The sequence below is a fragment of the Geodermatophilus sp. SYSU D00965 genome (assembly GCF_054050075.1).
Genome location: NZ_JBJGYQ010000027.1, coordinates 26,494 through 46,866, shown reverse-complemented (window position 1 = coordinate 46,866; position 20,373 = coordinate 26,494). Strand labels below are relative to the sequence as shown.

Annotated in this window: 16 protein-coding genes; 11 read left to right on the top strand and 5 right to left on the bottom strand. The window is 75.9% G+C overall.

All coding sequences use genetic code 11. From position 1 onward, the window contains the following. Positions 1 to 34: 34 nt before the first annotated feature. The 8 genes from ACI789_RS21490 (at position 35) to ACI789_RS21455 (ending at position 8,334) form a co-directional block, all read left to right on the top strand. Positions 35 to 1,042 (top strand): cyclase family protein, encoded by a 1,008-nt coding sequence (locus ACI789_RS21490; protein WP_457011454.1) that lies wholly within the window; start codon positions 35 to 37, stop codon positions 1,040 to 1,042. Positions 1,043 to 1,053: 11 nt separating this feature from the next. Further along, the gene (locus ACI789_RS21485) at positions 1,054 to 2,184 is read left to right on the top strand and encodes an FAD-dependent oxidoreductase (protein ID WP_457011452.1); all 1,131 of its coding nucleotides are present in this window, start codon (positions 1,054 to 1,056) and stop codon (positions 2,182 to 2,184) included. 12 nt (positions 2,185 to 2,196) lie between these two features. Continuing rightward, positions 2,197 to 3,135, top strand: coding sequence for a VOC family protein (locus ACI789_RS21480; RefSeq protein WP_457011451.1), 939 nt, complete (start codon positions 2,197 to 2,199; stop codon positions 3,133 to 3,135). After that, on the top strand, positions 3,135 to 4,097 hold the full coding sequence (locus ACI789_RS21475; RefSeq protein WP_457011450.1) for a fumarylacetoacetate hydrolase family protein: 963 nt from the start codon (positions 3,135 to 3,137) through the stop codon (positions 4,095 to 4,097). The genes ACI789_RS21480 and ACI789_RS21475 overlap by 1 nt, the downstream gene beginning before the upstream one ends. After that, positions 4,094 to 4,846 (top strand): SDR family NAD(P)-dependent oxidoreductase, encoded by a 753-nt coding sequence (locus ACI789_RS21470; protein WP_457011448.1) that lies wholly within the window; start codon positions 4,094 to 4,096, stop codon positions 4,844 to 4,846. The genes ACI789_RS21475 and ACI789_RS21470 overlap by 4 nt, the downstream gene beginning before the upstream one ends. Before the next feature lie 22 nt (positions 4,847 to 4,868). Then, a complete protein-coding gene (locus ACI789_RS21465) occupies positions 4,869 to 6,035 on the top strand; it encodes an alpha/beta hydrolase family protein (RefSeq protein ID WP_457011447.1) in 1,167 nt (388 codons plus the stop codon). 93 nt (positions 6,036 to 6,128) lie between these two features. Next, entirely contained in the window at positions 6,129 to 6,566 is a 438-nt protein-coding gene (locus ACI789_RS21460) for a VOC family protein (protein ID WP_457011446.1), read from the top strand. A gap of 145 nt (positions 6,567 to 6,711) precedes the next feature. Continuing rightward, a complete protein-coding gene (locus ACI789_RS21455; protein WP_457011445.1) occupies positions 6,712 to 8,334 on the top strand; it encodes a peptide chain release factor 3 in 1,623 nt (540 codons plus the stop codon). A gap of 39 nt (positions 8,335 to 8,373) precedes the next feature. Here ACI789_RS21455 and pgi read toward each other — a convergent pair whose 3' ends face one another. Further along, complete coding sequence (gene pgi / locus ACI789_RS21450) at positions 8,374 to 10,032, bottom strand: glucose-6-phosphate isomerase (protein WP_456919554.1); 1,659 nt, start codon at positions 10,030 to 10,032, stop codon at positions 8,374 to 8,376. A gap of 64 nt (positions 10,033 to 10,096) precedes the next feature. Beyond that, positions 10,097 to 11,545 carry an FAD-binding oxidoreductase gene (locus ACI789_RS21445; protein WP_457011444.1) on the bottom strand — a complete coding sequence of 483 codons (1,449 nt, stop codon included), beginning with the start codon at positions 11,543 to 11,545 and terminating at the stop codon, positions 10,097 to 10,099. Positions 11,546 to 11,843: 298 nt separating this feature from the next. Between ACI789_RS21445 and ACI789_RS21440 the strand changes: the two genes are divergently transcribed. Beyond that, a complete protein-coding gene (locus tag ACI789_RS21440) occupies positions 11,844 to 12,230 on the top strand; it encodes a DUF5655 domain-containing protein (RefSeq protein ID WP_457011443.1) in 387 nt (128 codons plus the stop codon). A 12-nt stretch (positions 12,231 to 12,242) separates the two neighbouring features. On the opposite strand, the gene ACI789_RS21435 is transcribed toward ACI789_RS21440, so the two are convergent. Further along, on the bottom strand, positions 12,243 to 13,961 hold the full coding sequence (locus ACI789_RS21435; protein ID WP_457011442.1) for an RIO1 family regulatory kinase/ATPase domain-containing protein: 1,719 nt from the start codon (positions 13,959 to 13,961) through the stop codon (positions 12,243 to 12,245). Positions 13,962 to 14,041: 80 nt separating this feature from the next. Beyond that, positions 14,042 to 15,601, bottom strand: a complete 1,560-nt coding sequence (locus tag ACI789_RS21430; RefSeq protein WP_457011441.1) for a DUF4389 domain-containing protein — start codon at positions 15,599 to 15,601, stop codon at positions 14,042 to 14,044. 181 nt (positions 15,602 to 15,782) lie between these two features. On the opposite strand from ACI789_RS21430, the gene ACI789_RS21425 reads away from it, so the two are divergent. Beyond that, positions 15,783 to 18,194: a phosphatase PAP2 family protein gene (locus ACI789_RS21425; RefSeq protein WP_457011440.1), complete on the top strand. Its 2,412-nt coding sequence runs from the start codon at positions 15,783 to 15,785 to the stop codon at positions 18,192 to 18,194. 51 nt (positions 18,195 to 18,245) lie between these two features. On the opposite strand, the gene ACI789_RS21420 is transcribed toward ACI789_RS21425, so the two are convergent. Further along, complete coding sequence (locus ACI789_RS21420) at positions 18,246 to 19,244, bottom strand: zinc-dependent alcohol dehydrogenase family protein (protein ID WP_456919548.1); 999 nt, start codon at positions 19,242 to 19,244, stop codon at positions 18,246 to 18,248. A gap of 174 nt (positions 19,245 to 19,418) precedes the next feature. On the opposite strand from ACI789_RS21420, the gene ACI789_RS21415 reads away from it, so the two are divergent. Next, entirely contained in the window at positions 19,419 to 20,258 is an 840-nt protein-coding gene (locus ACI789_RS21415; protein WP_457011439.1) for a universal stress protein, read from the top strand. The last annotated feature ends 115 nt before the right edge of the window (positions 20,259 to 20,373 follow it).

Sequence of the window (20,373 nt, the reverse complement as noted above, 5' to 3'; positions counted from 1 at the left end):
CCTGATACCCCGGTGGGCCGCGACCGTGGACGGCGTGACCCGCGCCACCACCGACGTCCCACCGCTGGACCCCGCCGACCCCGAGGGCGCCATCGCCGCCGCCGCCAAGCGCTGCTCCAACTGGGGCCGCTGGGGCGCCGACGACGTCCTCGGCACGCTGAACTTCCTCGACGAGGCCAAGCGGGTCGAGGGTGCCCGGCTGGTCCGCCGCGGGGTGAGCTTCTCGCTGGCCCAGCGCTTCGACACGGACGGCCCGCAGAAGGGCTGGCGGCGGCGCACCAACCCGGTGCACACCATGACCGACACCGGCACCGACGCCGAGCGCGGCACCCAGGGCTTCCCGCACGGGATCGGCGGGGCCGACGACGTCATCTTCATGCCGCTGCAGGCCTCCACCCAGTGGGACGGCCTCGGCCACATCTTCGACCACGGCATGGCCTACAACGGCCGGCGCGCGGGCGACGTCGTCACCAGCGATGGCGACGCGGTCACCGGCATCGAGACCACCGCAGCCCTGTTCGCCGGCCGCGGCGTCCTCCTCGACGTCGGCCGGGCCATCGGCACCGACGGCGAACTGCCCGACGGCTTCGCCATCACCGCCGACCACCTCGAGGCGACCATCGCCGCCCAGGGCGAGAGCGCCCGGGTGGGCCGCGGCGACCTCCTGCTCGTGCGGACCGGCCGGCTCGCGCGCGCCCGCCGCGACATCGCCGAGGGCCGCGGCTGGGGCGACTACGCCGGCGGCGCCTCCCCCGGCCTGAGCTTCACCACCGCCGACTGGCTGCACGGCACCGAGATCGCCGGCGTCGCCACCGACACCTGGGGCTTCGAGGTCCGCCCCAACGAGTTCGACGTCGCCTTCCAGCCGCTGCACCAGGTCGCCATCCCGAACATGGGCCTGTTCATCGGCGAGATGTGGGACCTCGACGCGCTCGCGGCCGACTGCGCCGCCGACGGCCGGTGGGACTTCTTCCTCACCGCCGCGCCCCTGCCCGTGACCGGCGCCGTCGGCGCCCCGGTCAACCCGATCGCCGTGAAGTGAGGAGCACGCCCGTGCCCGCCGTGAACTCGGTCCTCGTGGTCGGCGCCGGCCTGGCCGGCACCGCCACCGCCATCCGCCTCGCCGAGGCCGGCGTCGCCGTGGACCTCGTGGAGATCAAGCCCGAGACCACCGCCCTCGGCTCCGGCATCACGCTGCAGGGCAACGCGCTGCGCGAGCTGCGCACCCTCGGCGTCTGGGAGCAGGTGCGCGCCGCCGGCTACGCCTTCGACGTCACCGGCATCCGGGCCCCCGACCCGGCCGGCACGGTGGTCGCCGAGATCCCCGACGCCAGGACCGGCGGCCCGGACCTGCCCGCCGCCATGGGCATGTCCCGCCCGGAGCTGGCCCGGATCCTCGTCGACCGCGCGGTCGCGGTCGGCGTCAAGGTCCGGTTCGGGACGACGCACACCGAGCTGCGCCAGGACGCGGACGGCGTCGACGTCTCCTTCGCCGACGGCTCGACCGGCCGCTACGAGCTGGTCGTCGGTGCCGACGGCGTCCGCTCCTGGACCCGCCGGGCGCTGGGCATCGACCTCGAGACGAAGTCGGTCGGCATGGGCATCTGGCGGGTCTTCGGCCCCCGGCCGGCGAGCGTCACCCGCACCGACCTGTTCTACGGCGGGCCCTCGTTCATCGCCGGCTACTGCCCCACCGGCGAGGACAGCCTGTACGCCTACATCGTCGAGCCCGCCCAGGACCGCTCTCCGCTGACGCCCGAGCAGCAGCTGGCCACGATGCTGGAGCTCTCGCAGGCCTACCACGGTCCGTGGGACGAGATCCGCGAGACGCTGACCGACCCGAGCCGGGTCAACTACACCTGGTTCGAGACCCACGTCCTCCCGGCGCCGTGGAACCGCGGCCGGGTCGTGCTCATCGGCGACGCCGCGCACACCTGCCCGCCCACCATCGCCCAGGGCGGTGCGCAGGCGCTCGAGGACGCCTACGCGCTCACCGACCTGCTGCTCACCCGCGACGCGGTCGACGACGCCCTGTGGGACGCGTTCACCGCCCGCCGGTTCGACCGGGCCTGGACCGTCGTCCAGGCCTCCAACCAGGTCGCCCAGTGGCAGCTCGACCACGTCCAGGGCGACGTCCCCGGCGTGATGCGCCGCATCGCCCAGCTGACCAGCCAGCCCGCATAGAGGACTCCAGAGATGACCCAGCGCCTGATCACCCACCTGCGGCACGTCGACCTGGCCGTGCCCGACCTCGCCGTCCAGCGCGAGTTCTTCACCGACACCTGGGGCCTGAAGGAGGAGCACACCGACTCCGGCCTCACCTTCCTCGCCGCCGAGGGCAGCCCCGAGCAGTACGTCGTCCGGCTGCGGGAGTCCGCCGACAAGCGGATCGACCTGATCTCCTTCGGCGCGAAGGACGCCGCCGACGTCGACACCCTCGCCGGCCGGCTGGCCGCCGACGGCGTGCAGCTGGTGACCGAGCCCGGCACCCTGCAGACCCCCGGCGGCGGCTACGGCTTCCGGTTCTTCGACAACGAGGGACGCACCATCGAGGTCAGCTCGGACGTCGCCGTGCGGCAGCACCGCCCGGTCGAGGCGGGCGAGTCGATCCCGGTGCGGCTGTCGCACGTGGTGATCAACTCCGCCGACCCCGAGGGCACCGTCGCCTTCTACGACAAGCACCTGGGCTTCTCCCTGTCGGACACCCTCATGCACCCGCGGATGGGCAACATGATGTGGTTCCTGCGCACCAATGCCTGGCACCACTCGATGGCGATCGCCCGCGGCCCGCACCCCTCGCTGCACCACGCCAGCTTCGAGCTGCGCGGCATCGACGAGTACATGCGCGGCACCGGCCGGCTGCTGCGCGCCGGCGTCGAGAAGATCTGGGGCCCCGGCCGGCACATGGCCGGCAACAACACCTTCAGCTACTTCCTCGACCCGCACGGCAACACCGTCGAGTACACGACCGAGCTCGAGGTCCTCGACGAGGACTCCTGGCACCCGCACGTCTACGACTTCACCCAGCCCGAGGTCTCCGACCAGTGGGGCACGGCCAACGCCATGAACGAGTTCGTCGCCGCGAAGTCGTTCAACGACCCGGACAAGGGCCTGTTCGTGGCCCCGCCGGTCTGATGCGGTTCGCCACCTGGGAGGCGGACGGCGAGGTCCGCGCCGGCGTCGTGGGTGACGCCGGCCTGCACGAGCTCCCCGCGCGGACGACGGTGCTCGACCTCGTCCGCGCGGGGCTCCCCGCCGCGCTCGACCTCGGCGCGGTCGCCCTGGACCGGCCGGCCGTGCCGATCGACGACGTCCGGCTGCTGCCGCCGCTGGCCGCGCCGACGGTGCGCGACTTCGTCGCGTTCGAGGAGCACGTCGAGGGGATGGTCGCCCCGAACGGTGAGGCGGTCGCGCCGGAGTGGTACCAGGCGCCGACCTTCTACTTCACCAACCCCTACGCGCTCGTCGGCGCGTTCGACGACGTCGCCGTCCCGCCCGGCTCGCAGCGCTTCGACTTCGAGCTCGAGGTGGCCGTCGTCGTCGGCCGGGACGGCGCGTCGCTGACGCCCGAGCAGGCCCGCGACCACGTCTTCGGCTACACGGTGCTCAACGACTGGTCGGCCCGCGACCTGCAGTTCCGGGAGATGGCGGTCAAGCTCGGCCCGGCCAAGGGCAAGGACTCCGCCACCACCCTCGGCCCGTGGCTGGTCACCGCCGACGAGCTCGAGCCCTACCGGGACGACGACGGCTTCCTCGCCCTCGACCTGCGGGTGTCGGTCAACGGCACCGAGGTCGGCCAGGACCTGCTGAGCAACATGGGCTGGCCGTTCGAGGAGCTGATCAGCTACGCCTCCCGCGGCACCGAGGTCCGCGCCGGAGACGTGCTGGGCTCGGGCACCTGCGGCAACGGCGGCTGCCTGGCCGAGCTGTGGGGCCGCCGCGGCGAGGCCGCACCTCCGCCGCTGCGGCCGGGCGACGTCGTGGAGATGACCGTCGAGGGCATCGGCACCATCCGCAACCGCGTCGTCGAGGGCCTCGAGCTCCCCCCGGTCCGCCCCGCCCGGCCACGGCCACGGCTGCGCAAGCGCCCGGCATGAGGCTGCGGGGCAAGGTCGTCGTCGTCACCGGCGCCGGCCAGGGGCAGGGTGCGGCCGAGGCGCGGCTGCTCGCGGCCGAGGGCGCCACGGTCCTCGGCTGCGATGTGGAGCCCCAGCCGGCCGAGGAGCTGCCGGGCGTGGATTACCGGCAGCTCGACGTCACGGACGCCGACGGCTGGGCCGCGCTCGCCGACGACCTGCGAGCCCGGTACGGCGTGGCCTCCGGGCTGGTGGCCAACGCCGGGGTCACCTGGCGGGCCCGGCTGGCCGACCTCCGCCCGGCCGACCTGGCGCGGGTCGCCGACGTCAACGTCACCGGCACCCTGCTGGGCATCCAGGCGCTCACCCCGCTGATGACCGCCGGCGGTTCGGTGGTCGTCGTCGGCTCGGTGGCCGCGCTGACCGGCCACTTCCCCGTCGCCTACACCGCGTCGAAGTGGGCGCTGCGCGGCCTGGCCAAGGCCGCGTGCCTGGAGCTCGGCCCGCACGGCATCCGGGTCAACACCGTGCACCCCGGCTACATCGAGACGCCGATGACCGCCTCGGCGGCCCCGGCGTTCCGCGCCGCCAACGTCGCCGAGACACCGCTCGGCCGCACCGGCACCGTCGACGAGGTCGCCCCGCTGGTCGCCTTCCTGCTCAGCGACGAGGCCTCCTTCGTCACCGGTGCCGAGATCCCCGTCGACGGCGGGATGACCGCCCACGGCGGCGTGAAGAGCATCAGCGACGCCGTCCGCGCCGCCTCCTGAACCACCCGAGAGGAACCGCACCGTGTTCGAGTACTTCCCCACCGGCCCCTACACCTGGAACCTCAGCGTCGTCGCGACGCTGAACTCCGGCGGGCTGATCGACGAGGTCGACCGCGCCTGCCGGCCGATCAAGGACGCCGCGAACGCCGGGGAGGACGCCGGCACGCCGGACTTCCTCCGCGCCTGGACGGCGCTGACCGACCAGCTCGTCGGCCAGGCCGAGGAGGCCGAGAAGGCCGGCCACACCCGCACCGCCGGCCAGCTCTACTCCCGCGCCACGAACTACCTGGCCCAGGCCGAGCGGATGCTCGCGCACTCCGACCCGAACCGGATCCCGACCTACCGGCGGCTGCTGGAGCTGGCGCAGAAGGCCTTCGAGCTGCACAGCCCGCGCGTCTCCCGCGTCGAGATCCCCTACGAGGGGACGACGCTGCCCGCCTACTTCAGCGCCGCGCCGGCCACCGAGCACGGCCCCGCCCCCGTGATGGTGCTGGTCAACGGGCTGGACTCCACCAAGGAGCACATGTACTCCTCCGACCACTGGGCCGAGCTCGCCGCCCGCGGCATCTCCTGCCTGATGCTCGACCAGCCCGGCACCGGCGAGGCGCTGCGGCTGCAGGGGCTGACCGCCCGCATCGACACCGAGGCCTGGGCCGGCGCTGCCGTCGACTGGCTGGAGCAGCGGCCCGACGTCGACACCAGCCGCATCGGCATCGTCGGCTGGTCCCTCGGCGGCTACTACGCCCCGCGCGCGGCCGCGTTCGAGAAGCGGTTCGCGCTCTGCGTGGCCTGGGGCGCCAACCACAACTGGGGTGCGGTGCAGCGCCGGCGCCTGGAGCGCGAGGGCGAGCGGCCGGTCCCCCACTACTGGGAGCACGTGCTGTGGGTGTGGGGCCACACCGACCTGCAGCAGTTCATCGAGTTCGCCGACGACGTCCACCTCGACGGCGTCGTCGAGAACATCACCGTGCCCTTCCTCGTCGCCCACGGCGCCAACGACCGGCAGATCCCGCTGGAGTACGCGCACCGCTCGTACGACCAGGCGGTGAACTCGCCCAAGCGCGAGCTGCGGGTGTTCACCCCCGAGGAGGGCGCGACCGAGCACATCGGGCTGGACCACCTGATGTACGTGAGCACGTTCGTCGCCGACTGGGTGGCCGACACCTTCGCCGAGCTCGGGCGGGGCTGAGCCCGGTCGACGCACTCCGCCACGCCCGCGGCGGAGTGCGTCGGTCCACCGGACGACGCCGGTCGGGTCCGCGGTCCCCTACGTTGCGGCGGCATGACGATCCACCGGATGGACCACGTCGGCGTCGTGGTCGAGGACCTCCCGTCCGCCGTCGCGTTCTTCGTCGACCTGGGGCTGGAACTGGAGGGCGAGACAGCGGTCGAGGGCGAGTGGGTGGACCAGCTCGTCGGGCTGGACGGCGTCCGAGCGGACCTCGCCTTCCTGCGGACCCCGGACGGCTCCGGCCGGGTCGAGCTGTCGACCTTCCACTCGCCGGCGGCCACCGGCGCTGCGCCGAGGGCGCCGGTGAACACCCCGGGCATCCCCCGCCTCACGTTCGTCGTCGACGCCGTCGACGACGTCCTCGCCCGCCTGCGCGCCCACGGCGCCGAGCTCGTGGGCGAGGTGGCGCAGTACGGGGACGCCTACCGGTACTGCTACGTCCGCGGCCCCGCCGGCGTCATCCTCGGGCTGGTCGAGGAGCTGCGCTGAGCGACTGACCGGTCACGGCGCACCCCCGGCACTCCGGCGTGCCGTAACGTCGGAGGGAGGGGCACCCCGGGACTGCGCGCGGTCATCGCGGACCAGCGGTCCGGCGAGGGCAGCCCCGCCCCGCGCGCGTCCCCAGGAGTCCTCCGTGAGCACGTCCCCTCTGGCCACCGTCGGCGCACGTCCGGCGGCCGACCCGATCGTCGAGGAGTCCGCCCGGCGGCGGACGTTCGCGGTGATCAGCCACCCCGACGCCGGCAAGTCGACGCTCACCGAGGCCCTGGCCCTGCACGCCCGGGTGATCGGCTCGGCAGGCGCGGTGCACGGCAAGGCCGGACGGCGCGGCACGGTGTCGGACTGGATGGACATGGAGCGCGACCGCGGCATCTCCATCACGTCGGCGGCCCTCCAGTTCGCCTACCGCGACTGCGTGGTGAACCTGCTCGACACCCCCGGCCACGCCGACTTCTCCGAGGACACCTACCGGGTGCTGACCGCGGTCGACGCCGCGGTGATGCTCGTCGACGCCGCCAAGGGCCTCGAGGCGCAGACCATGAAGCTGTTCGCCGTCTGCAAGCACCGCGGCATCCCGGTGATCACCGTGGTCAACAAGTGGGACCGGCCCGGCATGGACGCCCTCGCGCTGATGGACGAGATCACCGAGCGCACCGGCCTCACCCCCACGCCGCTGACCTGGCCGGTGGGCATCGCCGGCGACTTCCGCGGCGTCCTCGACCGGCGCGACGGCACCTACCGGCACTTCACCCGCACCGCGGGCGGCGCCACCGTCGCCCCCGAGGAGGTGCTGCCCGCCGCGGCGGCGGCCGCGCGCGAGGGCGAGGCCTGGCAGCAGGCCCTCGAGGAGTCCGACCTGCTCGCCGAGACCGGCGCCGAGCACGACCAGGAGCTGTTCCTGGCCGGGGCCACCACGCCGGTGCTGTTCGCCTCCGCCGTCTCCAACTTCGGCGTCGGCCAGCTGCTCGACGCCCTCGTCGACCTGGCCCCGGCGCCCGCCGCCCGACCCGACGCCGCCGGCGAGCCGTACCCGCTGGACGCCCCGTTCAGCGCCTTCGTCTTCAAGGTGCAGGCCGGGATGGACACCGGGCACCGGGACCGGCTGGCCTACATCCGGGTGTGCTCCGGCGTCTTCGAGCGGGGCATGGTCGTGACCAACGCACGCACCGGCCGGCCGTTCGCCACCAAGTACGCCCAGCAGGTCTTCGGCCGCGACCGGGAGACCATCGAGACCGCCTACCCTGGCGACGTCGTCGGCCTGGTCAACGCCGCGGCGCTCGGCGTCGGCGACACCCTGCACGCCGGACGCCCGGTCACCTACCCGCCGGTGACGACGTTCGCGCCCGAGCACTTCGCGGTCGCCCGGGTCGCCGACACCAGCCGCTACAAGCAGTTCCGCAAGGGCATCGAGACGCTGGCCGGCGAGGGCGTCGTCCAGGTGCTGGTCTCCGAGCGGCGCGGGGACGGCGCGCCCGTGTTCGCCGTCGTCGGGCCGATGCAGTTCGAGGTGGCCGCGCACCGGATGGAGCACGAGTTCGGCGCCCGGATCTCCCTGGAGCCGCTGCCCTACACCCTGGCGCGGATCACCGACGCGGCGTCGGCCGCCGAGCTCGCCGCCAACCGCAACGCCGAGGTGCTGCAGCGCCCCGACGGGCAGCTGCTGGCGCTGTTCACCGACAAGTGGTCGCTGCGGGTGCTCGAGCAGAACAACCCGCACCTCACCCTGGTCCCGATGGTCGCCGCCGACCTGGGCTGAACCGGGAGGGGCAGAAGCGGCCATTCCTGCCCCTCCCGCTCAGGCGGGGCGGCCGCGCAGCTGCCGGTAGTGCGCGACCAGGGCGACCGTCGAGGGGTCCTGGTCCAGCTCCGGGGCCTCCGCAGAGGTCAGCGCCGGTGCGAGCTCGCGGGCCATGACCTTGCCCAGCTCCACGCCCCACTGGTCGAACGAGTCGATCTGCCAGACGACGCCCTGGGTCATCACCGTGTGCTCGTAGAGGGCGACCAGCTGCCCGAGCGTGGACGGCGTCAGCTTCGGCGCGAGGATCGTGCTCGACGGCCGGTTGCCGGGCATGACCTTGTGCGGCACCAGCGCCGCCGGCGTCCCGTCGGCGGCCACCTCCTCGGCGGTCTTCCCGAACGCCAGCGCCGCGGACTGGGCGAACAGGTTGGCCATGAGCAGGTCGTGCATCTCGCCGATGTCGTGGTTGGGCTCGCCGAAGCCGATGAAGTCCACCGGCACGAGGACCGTCCCCTGGTGCAGCAGCTGGTGGAAGGCGTGCTGGCCGTTGGTGCCCGGCTCGCCCCAGTAGACCTCGCCGGTCGACGTCGTCACCGGCTGCCCGTCCCAGCGGACCGACTTGCCGTTGCTCTCCATCGTCAGCTGCTGCAGGTAGGCCGGCAGCCGGGACAGGTACTGGCTGTAGGGCAGGACGGCGTGGGTCTGGGCGCCGAAGAAGTCCGTGTACCAGACGTTGAGCAGCCCCTGGAGCACCGGCAGGTTCTGCTCGAAGGGGGCGGTCCGGAAGTGCTCGTCGATGGTGGCGAACCCGGCGAGCATCTCGTCGTAGGCCTCCGGACCGATCGCCACCATGAGCGACAGGCCGATCGCCGAGGTGTAGGAGTACCGGCCGCCCACCCAGTCCCAGAACTCGAACATGTTCTCGGGGTCGATGCCGAACTCGCGCACCGCCTCGGTGTTGGTCGACACCGCGACGAAGTGCTTGGCGACGGCGGACTCGTCGCCGCCGAGGCCGGCCAGCAGCCAGTCGCGGGCCACCTTGGCGTTGGTCAGCGTCTCCAGCGTGGTGAACGTCTTGGAGCAGACGACGAACAGCGTCTCGGCCGGGTCGAGGTCGCGGCTGGCCTCGGCGAAGTCCGTCGGGTCGATGTTGGAGACGAACCGCGCGGTCAGGTCGCGGTCGCTGTAGGCCCGCAGCGCCGTGTAGGCCATGGCCGGACCCAGGTCGGAGCCGCCGATGCCGATGTTGACCACGGCCCGGATGCGCCGTCCGGTGGCGCCGACCCACTCCCCCGACCGGACCCGCTCGGCGAAGGCCCGCATCCTCGCCAGCACCGCGTGCACGTCGCCGGTCACGTCCTGCCCGTCGACCTCCAGAGCGCGGTCGGCCGGCGCGCGCAGCGCCACGTGCAGGACGGCGCGGTCCTCCGTCGGGTTGACGTGCGCGCCACGGAACATCGCGTCGATCCGCTCCCGCAGCCCCGCCCGCTCGGCGACCGCGACCAGCAGCCGCATCGTCTCGTCGGTGACCCGGTGCTTGGACCAGTCCAGGTACAGGTCGCCGGCGCGCGCGGCCAGCCGCCGTCCGCGGTCGGGGTCCTCGGCGAACAGGTCGCGCAGGGTGCGGCCGGCGAGCGTGCGGTGGTGCTCGGCCACCGCCGCCCACTCCGGCGTCGCCGTGATGTCCACCGTGGTGTCGGTGCCTGTGCTGGTCATGGTGCCTCCGGGCGGTCGCGGTCCCCTCAGCCTGGTAGGCCGGGCACCAGCAGCACAAACGCGGTCAGGTCGCCGGCGTCGTCACGTCCTGTCCCGCGGGCTCGCGCGGCGCGGGGACGCCGGCCGCCGGGGGGACGTTGGCGTTGTGCCGGAAGACGTTGTCGGGGTCCCACACGGCCTTGAGCGCGGCCAGGCGGCGGTACTTCTCCTCCCCGTAGGTCGCCCGCACCCGCAGCTCGTTGACCTCGCCGAGGAAGTTGACGTAGGCCCCGTCGCCCTGGGCGAACGGCCGCAGCGCCTGCCAGGAGTCGCGGGCCCACTCCCGCTCGGCGGTGAGGGTCACGGTGTCCGGCCCCTGCGCCGCGAAGGTCAGCGACCACCGCGTCGACCGGTTGCCGCCGAAGGCGGTGGCGTCGTCCGGGATCTCCGCGTACCGGCCGCCCAGCGGGAAGACCGGCATGAACGACAGCGGGGAGGTCTTGCGCCCCACGCGGTCGATCATGATGTCGATCGCCTCGTCGGGCAGCTCGTCGAGGTTGAGACCCTTCTCGTAGGCGTGCACGCCCCAGGCCGTGCTCTCGTCGAGGAGCTGCTGCAGGGCCGTGTACGGGATCGGGGTCACCAGCTCGGTCAGCGGGCGCAGGTCGCGCAGCGGCGCGATCGCGGCCGCGTGCGCCTCGGGGCTGCCCCAGTCGGCGACCAGCACGGCCAGCGCCGTCCGCCCGTGGTACTGCTCCGGGATCCCCGGCGCCGGGGGCACCGACAGCCCGGCCACCAGGGCGCCCATGTCCGCGGGGAGCTGCTCGAAGTAGCCGCGGAGAGCACGCAGCGGCTCGCCGGCGTCCTCGATCGCCCAGAAGAACATGCCGAGGTTCGCCATGGGGTCGACCGGGTGGAGGGCGAACTCGAACTCGGTGACGATCCCGAAGTTCGTCCCCGCGCCGCGCAGGCCCCAGAACAGCTCGGCGTCCTGCTCCTCGGACGCGGTCACCACCCGTCCGTCGGCGGTCACCAGCGTGGCTCGGACCAGGTTGTCGCAGGACAGCCCCTGCCGCCGGGTCAGCCACCCCATGCCGCCGCCGAGGGTCAGCCCCGCGACGCCGGTGTGGCTGACCGTGCCCCCGACGACCGCGAGGCCGTGCTGGGCGGTGGCGGCGTCGACCGGTGCCCACGTCGCGCCCCCGCCCACCGTGGCCCGCCGGGCGTCCGGGTCGATGCGGACCCCGTCGAGCGGGGACAGGTCGATCATGACCGCGCCGTCCTCGACGGCGTTGCCCGCGACCCCGTGCCCTCCGCCGCGCACGGTGAGGTCCAGCCCGCTCTGCCGGGCGGCGGTGACGGCGGCGGCGACCTCCTCGGCCGTCCGCGGCCGGGCGATCAGTGCCGGCTGACGGGTGATGTCGCCGTTCCAGATGGCGGCGGCGCGGGCCGCGGCGAACCCCGCGTCGTCGGGGCGCACCACCTCACCGCCGAAGGCGTCCAGGAAGCGGGTGGTCGCTGCGTCGATCGACATGTCGGCTCCTCGGGCCGGGACAGCGCGCTCCCCGGGGACCCGGCTGGGAGCGAGGGCATGGTGGCCTCCCCCGGCGCCGTCGTGGAACGGGACGGTCCCCGCTGCACCCGGGCGGACGGCGCGTGGTGACTCCGGGGTCGCCGCAGGTGCCCGCCCGGTCAGCTGCGGCCGCCGGGTCCGAAGTCCCTCCGCCGGAGCGCCTTCCGACCGCGTCCGGCTCGGGTCGGACGGACGATCGTCTGCGCTGCAGGGGGACCGCACCGGGACGGAGGTCCGCAGTGGGACGGGACCGCGGGACGTGACGCCGAAGCAGCGGGCCGCGGGGACCGGGACGCCCGAGGAGTTCTTCGCCGGCTCCCCGCTGGGCCTGGCGGTGTACGAGCGGGTCGCCGCGACGGTGGACGCCGCCGGCGCGGCCGAGGTGCGCGTGACCACCAGCCAGGTGGGCTTCCGCCGCCGGCGCGGGTTCGCCTGGCTGTGGCGGCCGGACCGGTACCTGCGCTCGTCCCCGGCGGCGGTCGTGCTCACCGTCTCGCTCGGCCGGCAGGACGGGTCCCCGCGGTGGAAGGAGGTCGTCCACCCCACGGGGGACCACTGGGTGCACCACCTGGAGGTGCGCGACCCGGCCGAGGTGGACGACGAGGTCGCGGGCTGGCTGCGGGAGGCCGCCGACCGCGCCGGGTGAGGCGGCCCGAGCTCAGAGCAGCCCGCCGGCGCGGAGGTTGAGCGCGAGCAGCACCACCGCCAGCACCGCTCCCCCGACGGTGGCCAGCGTCAGCAGCGCCCGGCGCGGACTCCAGCGCTGCACCCGGATGCGGGGGGCGGGCGGCAGCAGCGAGCGGAACTCCTCGAGCAGGTCGCCGTCGGCCTCGTCCAGCCGCCGGGCGAGCTGGGTGGGCACGGTGAGCGAGCCCGTGGCGGCGAAGGCCTCGGCCAGCTCGTCGCGGTCGAAGAACGCCAGGGCGCGCTCGAGCACCCGCGGCGCGCCCGCGACCAGCGCGAGGGTCAGCAGCACGTTGGCCAGGTCGGCCGCCTGCCGCCAGCGCGTCGGCCGCAGCTCGCCGAACGAGACGTCGACGAGGACCACCCGGTCGCCCTGCACGAGCACGTTCGACGGCTTGAGGTCCCGGTGGGCCACGCCGGCGGCCCACAGCCGGCGGACCTGGCGGAGGGCGTCGTCGACCACCGCGTCCGGCACCCCCGACTCGAGGACCTCCACGGCGTCCGGGACGAGCTCGGTCACCAGCAGGTACTCCCGGCCGGGCTGCACCTCGACCACGCCCACCGGCTCGGGCACCTGCACGCCGCCGTCGCGCATCAGCCGGAGCATGTAGTCCTCGTGCTGGACCAGCTGGCGCACCGTGGCGAACGGCGCCTCGTCCTCCAGCCGGCCGTACCGGAGCACCCGGGCCAGCTTGTACCAGCGGTCCGAGCGCAGGTGGGGCGTCGCGCAGAGCTTGCCGAACAGGTGCTCCGGAGGGCCGGCCGCCAGCCGCAGCCGGCAGGGCGTGGAGCCCGCCGAGCCGTCCAGCCGGTACGGCTCGATCGCGGCGACCTCGATGCCGAGCTGGTCCCGGACGGCGCGCAGCACCCGCGCGCTGCGGTCGTCGTCCAGCTCCAGGTGGGCCTTGTCCGCCCGGCGCAGGGTGACCGGGAAGCGGTCCTCGGGTGCGAGCAGGCCGAACAGCAGCCCGGCGGCGCCGCACCCGAGCGCGGCGCCGACCACCGCGTTGGACGCCGTGTCGACCCCCAGCGCCACGCGCACCGCCGCCAGCCCGCCGACGACGAGCACCACGACCGCCCAGCCGCATCGGCGCAGCCGCCCGGACGGGGTCAGCACCAGCAGGTCGGCGGTGGCCACGGTGGACAGCACGATCACCGGCCACGCGGTGAGGCTCAGCTCCCCCGGCGAGCCGGTGACCCCCTCGCGGAGCAGCCGGTGCAGGTCGGACTCGCCGGTGGCCAGCTGCGCGGCCGCCGCGACCGCGCTGATGCTCCCGGCGTAGACCAGCAGGTGCCGCCAGCGCGCCGTCCACACCAGGACCGCGACGACGGGCACCCACAGCACCGGGTAGCCGAGCAGCACGCCCACCCGGCCGAGGTCGGCGGCCCAGGCCGGCGGCGCGCCGGCCGGCGCGAGCAGGTCGTGCACCGCCCGGTCCAGGGCCGGCAGCCCGCCGGGCCGCCCGCTCCACAGCACCAGCAGGGCGACCGCTCCGGCGAACGCCGCGCCGTACGCCCACACCGACCGCGACACCACTCTCGGGACGTCGCGCTCGCGCCCCGACGGGCGACGGGAGCCGCTCCCGGCCGGCCACACCGGACGCCGGGCCCGCACCGCGGGGACGCGCGCGTGCCGCACCGCCGGAGCGGCTGCCCCGGACAGTTCCCCGACCGGCGTCCCGTCGGCGGTCACCCGCGCATCATCCGCCCGCCCTCGGCCCCGGGGCGCGCGGCGCCGCGCCTACGGGACCGTGCGGGACCGCCGACGGCCGGTCAGCGCTCGCTCCCCGGCGCGGGGGTGCCGACGGAGCTGCCGGCCGGACCGCCGGCCGGGCTGCCGGGAGCCGGCTCGGACCGCGGGGCCGGCATCGCCGGGGGCGGCATCGCCGGGGCCGGCCCGGGCGGGGCCGGCACCATGCCGGGCGGCACGTTCCCAGGGGGCACGGCCTGCGCCCGCTGCACGGCCAGCGCCACCAGCAGGACACCGGCCACCAGGAACAGCCCGCCGAGCACCAGCAGGCCGGCCCACAGCCAGGGCAGCGCCGGTGCGGTGATCCCGGCGCGCGCCGCGACGTCCACGCCGGCGCTGCCGTCGGCCCGCAGCACCACGACGGTCCAGGCGCCGTCGGACGGCGTCCAGGTCAGGGTCTGCGTCCCGGGGCCCTGCGCCTGCGCCGTCCAGATGTCGAGGTCGCCCGGGGGCTGCGCCGGCGGACCGCCGCGCACCTCCACGCCCCGGGCGCCGCCCTGGGGACCGACCTCGGCGACCACGCGCCGGCCGACGCCGTCGAGGTACCGGGCGACGTCCCTGCTGGGCGCCACGCCGAGGAACAGCTCGGTCGACGGGTCCTCGGCGGTGACCTGCAGCCGGGCGTCGCCGAGCACGTCGTCGACCAGCCACTCCTCACCGGCGGTGTCCAGGGTGATCGCGGTGGTGGCCAGCGCGTACTGCTCGGTGCTGAGGTCCTCGGTCGGCGTCCAGACGTAGCCGCCCTCGCGCTGGGTGGCGTCGGCCCAGGCCAGCCCGCCGCCCCCGGCGAGCAGGCCGGTCGAGGCCAGCAGCAGCACCGCGCCGACGACGACGGCGACCACCCGGCCGGCCGACCACCCGGCGGCCGGGCCGGACGGCGCGGCCGGAGCCGGCGGCGGGGCGCCGGGCGCGGAGGCGGGGTCGGTGCCGCCCGTGTCGAGGCGGAACGGCGGGTAGCGGTCGGTCATCAGCGCGACGTAGGCGGCGACCCGCAGCACCCAGCGGTCCATGCCGAGGACGAAGTCGTAGACCGGCTCCGGGTAGCGGCCGGTGAACAGCAGGACGACGCCCGCGACGAGCACGAGCAGGCCGACCAGCCCGCCGGCGGCCCACCAGGAGTCGTCCGGCCCCTGCCGGCCGGCCAGCCAGGTGCCGCCGCCGGCGAACAGCGCCACGACCAGCAGGTGCGGGATGGCCAGCAGCCAGGACTTCACCAGCACCAGGCCCCGGGAGAGCCGCTCGGGGTACGGGACGTCCAGGCGCGCCGGGTAGTCCGGCACGTCGGCGAGGGTGAATGGCGGGTACCGGTCGGTGCCCAGGGCCGCGTGGCCGTAGTAGTGCACCCGCCAGCTCCAGCGCAGCACCCCGACGTCGAAGTCGAACAGCGGCCGCGGGTAGCGGCCGGTGACCAGGATGGCGAACCAGGCGACGACGGTGAGGACGACGAAGGCGATCCAGAGGAACGCCAGCACGATCGCGTGCGGGACGAGCAGGAGCCACTTGACCAGCCACAGCCAGCGTGAGAGCGGCGACTCCAGGGCCGCGTCGACCCGCACCGGGTAGAGGTCGTGCTGTTCGGTCACGGCGTCGGTCCTCCCCGCTCGCCCGCCCGTCCTCCGCGGTCGCGCCGGCCGCCGGCGGGGCCCCTCCAGCGTCGGGGGCCGCTGCCGGCCGGACACCGCCCTCCGTCGGTGTCCGGCGGGACGGAGGGCTCGGGCCGGAAGACCCTGAGCGGGCCGGGCGCGGACGGTGTGGACTCCCCGCATGACCTCGCGCGTCGCCGCGCCCGCCGGCCGGGACCTCCCGGCTCCGCGGCCGGGCCCGGGTCGCCGGCCGGTGCAGCGGCACCCGGTCGACCTGGTGCGCGCCGGGTTGGGGCTCGCCGTCCTGGGGCTGGGTCTCCTCGTCGCCCAGCGGGGCGTGCTGCCGGTGCTCGAGCGGGACGTGTTCCGCCTCGTCAACGACCTGCCCGCGGCGGTCTTCCCGGTCGTCTGGGCGGTCATGCAGCTGGGCAACGTGGTGGCGGTGCCGGTGCTCGCCGGCCTGGCCGCCCTGACCCGGCGGTTCCGCCTGGCGCGGGACCTGCTGGTCTCCGGCGGCCTGGCCTACCTCGCCGCCGACCTGGTCAAGAACCTGGTGCAGCGGGAGCGGCCGGGTGGCTTCGAGCTCGAGGTCAACCTGCCCGAGGGGCCGGTGGGCGGGCTCGGCTTCGTCTCCGGGCACTCCGCGGTGGCGGCGGCGCTGGCCACCGCTGTCGTGCCGTACGTGTCCCGGCGGGGACGGCGGTGGGCGTGGGCGCTGGCCTGGACGGTGGCCCTGGCCCGGGTGTACGTCGGCGCGCACCTGCCGCTGGACGTCGTCTGCGGGCTCGCGCTCGGCTGGGCGATCGGCTCCGTGGTCCACTGGGCGTTCGGCGTGCCGCGGCGGGAGGTGGGGACCGCACCGGTCGGGCGGCTGCTGGAGCGCTACGGCCTGCCTGTCCGCGAGCTGCGGCCGGCGGCGGTGCGGGCGCGCAGCTCGCACCCGTTCGAGGCCGTCGACGAGCGCGGCGGCCGGCTCTACGTCAAGTTCCTGGAACCGGACCGCTTCGAGCGCGACTGGCTCTACCGGCTGTGGCGGCTGCTGGCGGTGCGCGACGTCAAGGACGCCGACGCCGTGGCACCGCTCGGGCAGCAGGCCGAGCACGAGGCGGTGGCGGCGATGACCGCGCGGGGGCGCGGTGTCCGCGTCCCGCTCGTGCTGCTCGCCCGGGGCAGCGAGCGCGGCGCTCTCGTCGTGCAGGAGTTCGTGCCGGGGCGGGGGCTCGACGAGCTGCCGGCCGATGAGCTGACCCCCGCGCTGCTCACGCGGGTGTGGCACCAGGTCGCGCTGCTGCGGGAGGCCCGGGTGGCCCACCACGACCTGGTGGCCGCCAGCGTCCTCGTCGACGCCGCCGGGCGGGTGTGGGTGGTCGACTTCGGCAACGCCCTCACCGGCGCCGACGACGACGCGATGGCCGGTGACGTCGCCGAGCTGATGGCCTCCCTCGCGCTGCGCACCGACCCGGCGCTGGTCGTGGACACCGCCGTCGCGGTCCTCGGCGGCGACGTCGTGGCGACCGCGCTGCCCGGGCTGGCGCCGCTGAGCCTGTCGTCGGCGACCCGCGCCGAGGTCCGGGCGGACCGCCCCCGGCTGGACGCGCTGCGCACCGCCGTCCGCCGGCGGCTGGACCTGCCCGACCCGGACCGGCCGGAGTTCGGGCCGCCCGGCGCCGCCGCCCGCCTGGCCGTCGCCGCCGGGTGCGTGCTGGTCCTCGTCGGGGTGCCGCTGCTCGCCGGCGCGCCCAGGCTGGTCGACGCGGTGGAGGACGACGGCTGGCGCTGGCTGGGCGCCGCGGTCGCGCTGGCGGTGCTGGCCCGGGCCGGCCACGCGACCGCGGCGCTGCTGACCGTCGAGCGGCGGCTGGCCCTCGGGCGGACCTACGGCGCGTCGATGGGCGCCGAGGGGGCGTCGCTGCTGCACGGCGGTGAGGGGTGGCGCCGGTCGGCGGCGCGCTTCCTGGAGCGGGCCGGCGTGCTGCCCGACGCGGCCCGGCGGGCGGTCGACCGGTACGTCACGGGCGAGGTCGTGGCGGCGGTCCTCGTCGCCGCGGGCACCCTCGCGCTGGCGCTGCAGGAGGGCCGCCTGGGCAGCTGGCGCACCCCGGCGGCGCTGGTGCCCGCCGTCGCGCTGGGCCTGGGCGCCTGGGCGCTGGTGATGGCCGGCCAGTGGCTGGCCCGCCGGAACGACACCGGGCCGCACGTGCGCCGGCAGGTCGTGCGCACCCTCGGCCGCGGCCCGGGCCGGGACGGCGCCGGGTGGCCGTGGCACCGCGGCGCGCAGGTGGGCTGGTCGGTCGTCGGCGTCGCCCTCGAGGCGGTCGCGCTGGCCGCCGCGATGCACGCCGTCGGCGCGTCGGTGCCGGTGCTGGCCACCGCCACCGCCTACGCCGGCCTGCACCTGCTGTGGGCGTTGCTGCCCGCCGCCGGCGCCCCCGGCGCCGCGGAGGTCACCCTGCTGCTGGCGCTCACCGCCCTCGGCGCTCCGCTGGCCGACGCCTGCGCGGCCGCGCTGGCCTTCCGCCTGCTCGTCTTCTGGATCCCGGCCGTCCTGGGGACGCTGCTGTCGGCCCGCTTCGAGCACCGCTTCGGCGCCTGACGGCTGCCGGCGGAGTGCGAGGGGCGCGGGAACCGCGCCGGAGCACTCCGCTCAGCGGTGCAGGACCGCCGCGCCGCCGAACCGGCCGTGTGCGAGGTCGGCCAGCGCCCGCGGGGCGTCGTCCATCGGGTAGGCCACCGTCGTCGCGCGAACGCCGAGCCGCGCCGCGAGGGTCAGGAACTCCTCGCCGTCGCGGCGGGTGTTGGCCGTGACGCTGCGCAGCCGGCGCTCGCCGAACAGCTCGGCGGCGTAGTCAAGCCGCGGGACGTCGGAGAGCCAGATGCCGGCGACGGCGAGGGTGGCGCCGCGGTCGAGGGCCCGCAGCGCCACGGGCACGAGGTCGCCGGCCGGGGCGAAGAGGATCGCGCCGTCCAGCGGCTCGGGCGGGGCGTCGCGGGCGTCGCCCACCGAGTCCGCGCCGAGCTCGCGGGCCAGGGCGCGGTTGTGCTCGCCGCGGGTGAGCACGTGCACCCGCAGCCCCTGGGCCAGGGCCACCTGGGCGGTGAGGTGCGCGCTGCCGCCGAAGCCGTAGACGCCCAGCCGGCCGCCGGGCGGGACCTCGGCCAGCCGCAGCGCGCGGTAGCCGATGATCCCGGCGCACAGCAGCGGCGCGGCGTGCTCGTCGTCGACGCCGTCGGGCAGCCGGTGGGCGAAGCGCTCGTCGACCAGGCAGGCGTCGGCGTAGCCGCCGTCGACGTCCCAGCCGGTGAAGACCGGTGCCGTGCAGAGGTTCTCCCGGCCGTGCCGGCACCAGCGGCAGGTGCCGTCGGTGCGGCCCAGCCACGCCACCCCCACCCGGTCGCCGAGGGCGAACCGGCTGGTCCCGGGACCGAGCGCGGCCACCCGGCCGACCACCTCGTGGCCGGGCACGACCGCGGGCCGGTGCGGCGGGAGGTCGCCCTCGGCGACGTGCAGGTCGGTGCGGCAGACGCCGCAGCAGACCACGTCGACGCGCACCTGGCCGGCCCCCGGTTCCGGGAGCGGGCGCTCCACGCGGACCAGCGGCCCCTCGTCGATCGGCGCGGGCTGCTCCACCACCCAGGCGTGCACGGCCGTCCCCTCGAGCGTCCGGGCCGGTCGACCGGCGTCCCGTCGGATCGTGTCGGCGGCCGGCGCCGGCAGGGAGGGACGTTGGTCGGTGGTGCCCGGGACGCCCGGCCCGGGCCTTCCGACCCCGCTCCGGTCGATGCTGAGAGGCGCACCCGCAGACCGAGGGAGCTCCCCATGTCCTCGTCCGCCCGCCGGTTCCGCCCCGTCGTCGTCGGAGTCGACGGGTCCGACGCCACCACCGCAGCCGCCCGGACCGCGGCGACGGAGGCCGCCCGGCGGTTGCTGCCGGTGCGCATCGTGCAGGCCGTCCCGTCGCGGACGGCCGTCCCCGCCGGGCCCGAGCTGGAGCGGGCCCGCGCCGCGGCGGTCGAGGCGCTGCCCGCCGGCTCGGTCACCGTCGTCGTCCGCGACGGGCCGCCCGACCTGGTGCTGGCCGACGAGTCCCGGCAGGCGGAGCTGGTCGTGGTCCGGGGGACGGCGGGCCGGCTCGACCCGGGGACGGGGGCGCTGCTGCGGCGCGCGGCCTGCCCGGTGCTCGTCGACCGCCCGCGGCCGGCGGCCGGCTCCGGGGTCGTGGTCGGGGTGGAGGGCGGGCCGGGCACCGCCGACCTGCTGGACGCCGCGGTGACCGCCGCCACCCTGCGCAGCACCGGCCTGCACGTGCTGCACACCTGGACCCGCCGCCGGGAGGTGCCCGGCGGGGTCGAGGACCGCCACCGGGCCGCGGTGGACGCCGCCGAGCGGGACCTCGTCGAGCAGTACGTCGCCCCGCGCCGGGAGGGCCACCCCGGCGTCCCGGTCACGGTGGAGGTGCGGCACGGCGACCCCGCGGACGCCCTGCTGATGGCGTCCCGGACGGCCGACCTGCTGGTGGTGGGGCGCGCGCCGAACTCGCCGGCCACCCTGGCCGTGGCACTGGCCGGCGCGGCCGCCTGCCCGGTCCTGGTCGTCCCGGTGCCCCGGCCGCTGGTCCCGTCGCAGCGGCAGGCCGGCCGGACGGCGGCGGTGCGCTGAGAGACCTGCGGCGGGCACCGCTGGGGGACCTGCGGCGGGCACCGCTGGGGGACCTGCGGCGGGCACCCGCAGGGACGGAGGTCCCCGGGCCCTGCGCCGCGTGACCCTGGGGGCC

Excerpts from the sequence above, each read along its gene's own strand:
- ACI789_RS21480 (WP_457011451.1), top strand. The coding sequence starts at position 2,197 with ATGACCCAGCGCCTGATCACCCACCTGCGGCACGTCGACCTGGCCGTG.
- ACI789_RS21475 (WP_457011450.1), top strand. The coding sequence starts at position 3,135 with ATGCGGTTCGCCACCTGGGAGGCGGACGGCGAGGTCCGCGCCGGCGTC.
- ACI789_RS21470 (WP_457011448.1), top strand. The coding sequence starts at position 4,094 with ATGAGGCTGCGGGGCAAGGTCGTCGTCGTCACCGGCGCCGGCCAGGGG.
- ACI789_RS21460 (WP_457011446.1), top strand. The coding sequence starts at position 6,129 with ATGACGATCCACCGGATGGACCACGTCGGCGTCGTGGTCGAGGACCTC.
- pgi (WP_456919554.1), bottom strand. The coding sequence starts at position 10,032 with ATGACCAGCACAGGCACCGACACCACGGTGGACATCACGGCGACGCCG.
- ACI789_RS21445 (WP_457011444.1), bottom strand. The coding sequence starts at position 11,545 with ATGTCGATCGACGCAGCGACCACCCGCTTCCTGGACGCCTTCGGCGGT.
- ACI789_RS21425 (WP_457011440.1), top strand. The coding sequence starts at position 15,783 with ATGACCTCGCGCGTCGCCGCGCCCGCCGGCCGGGACCTCCCGGCTCCG.
- ACI789_RS21415 (WP_457011439.1), top strand. The coding sequence starts at position 19,419 with ATGTCCTCGTCCGCCCGCCGGTTCCGCCCCGTCGTCGTCGGAGTCGAC.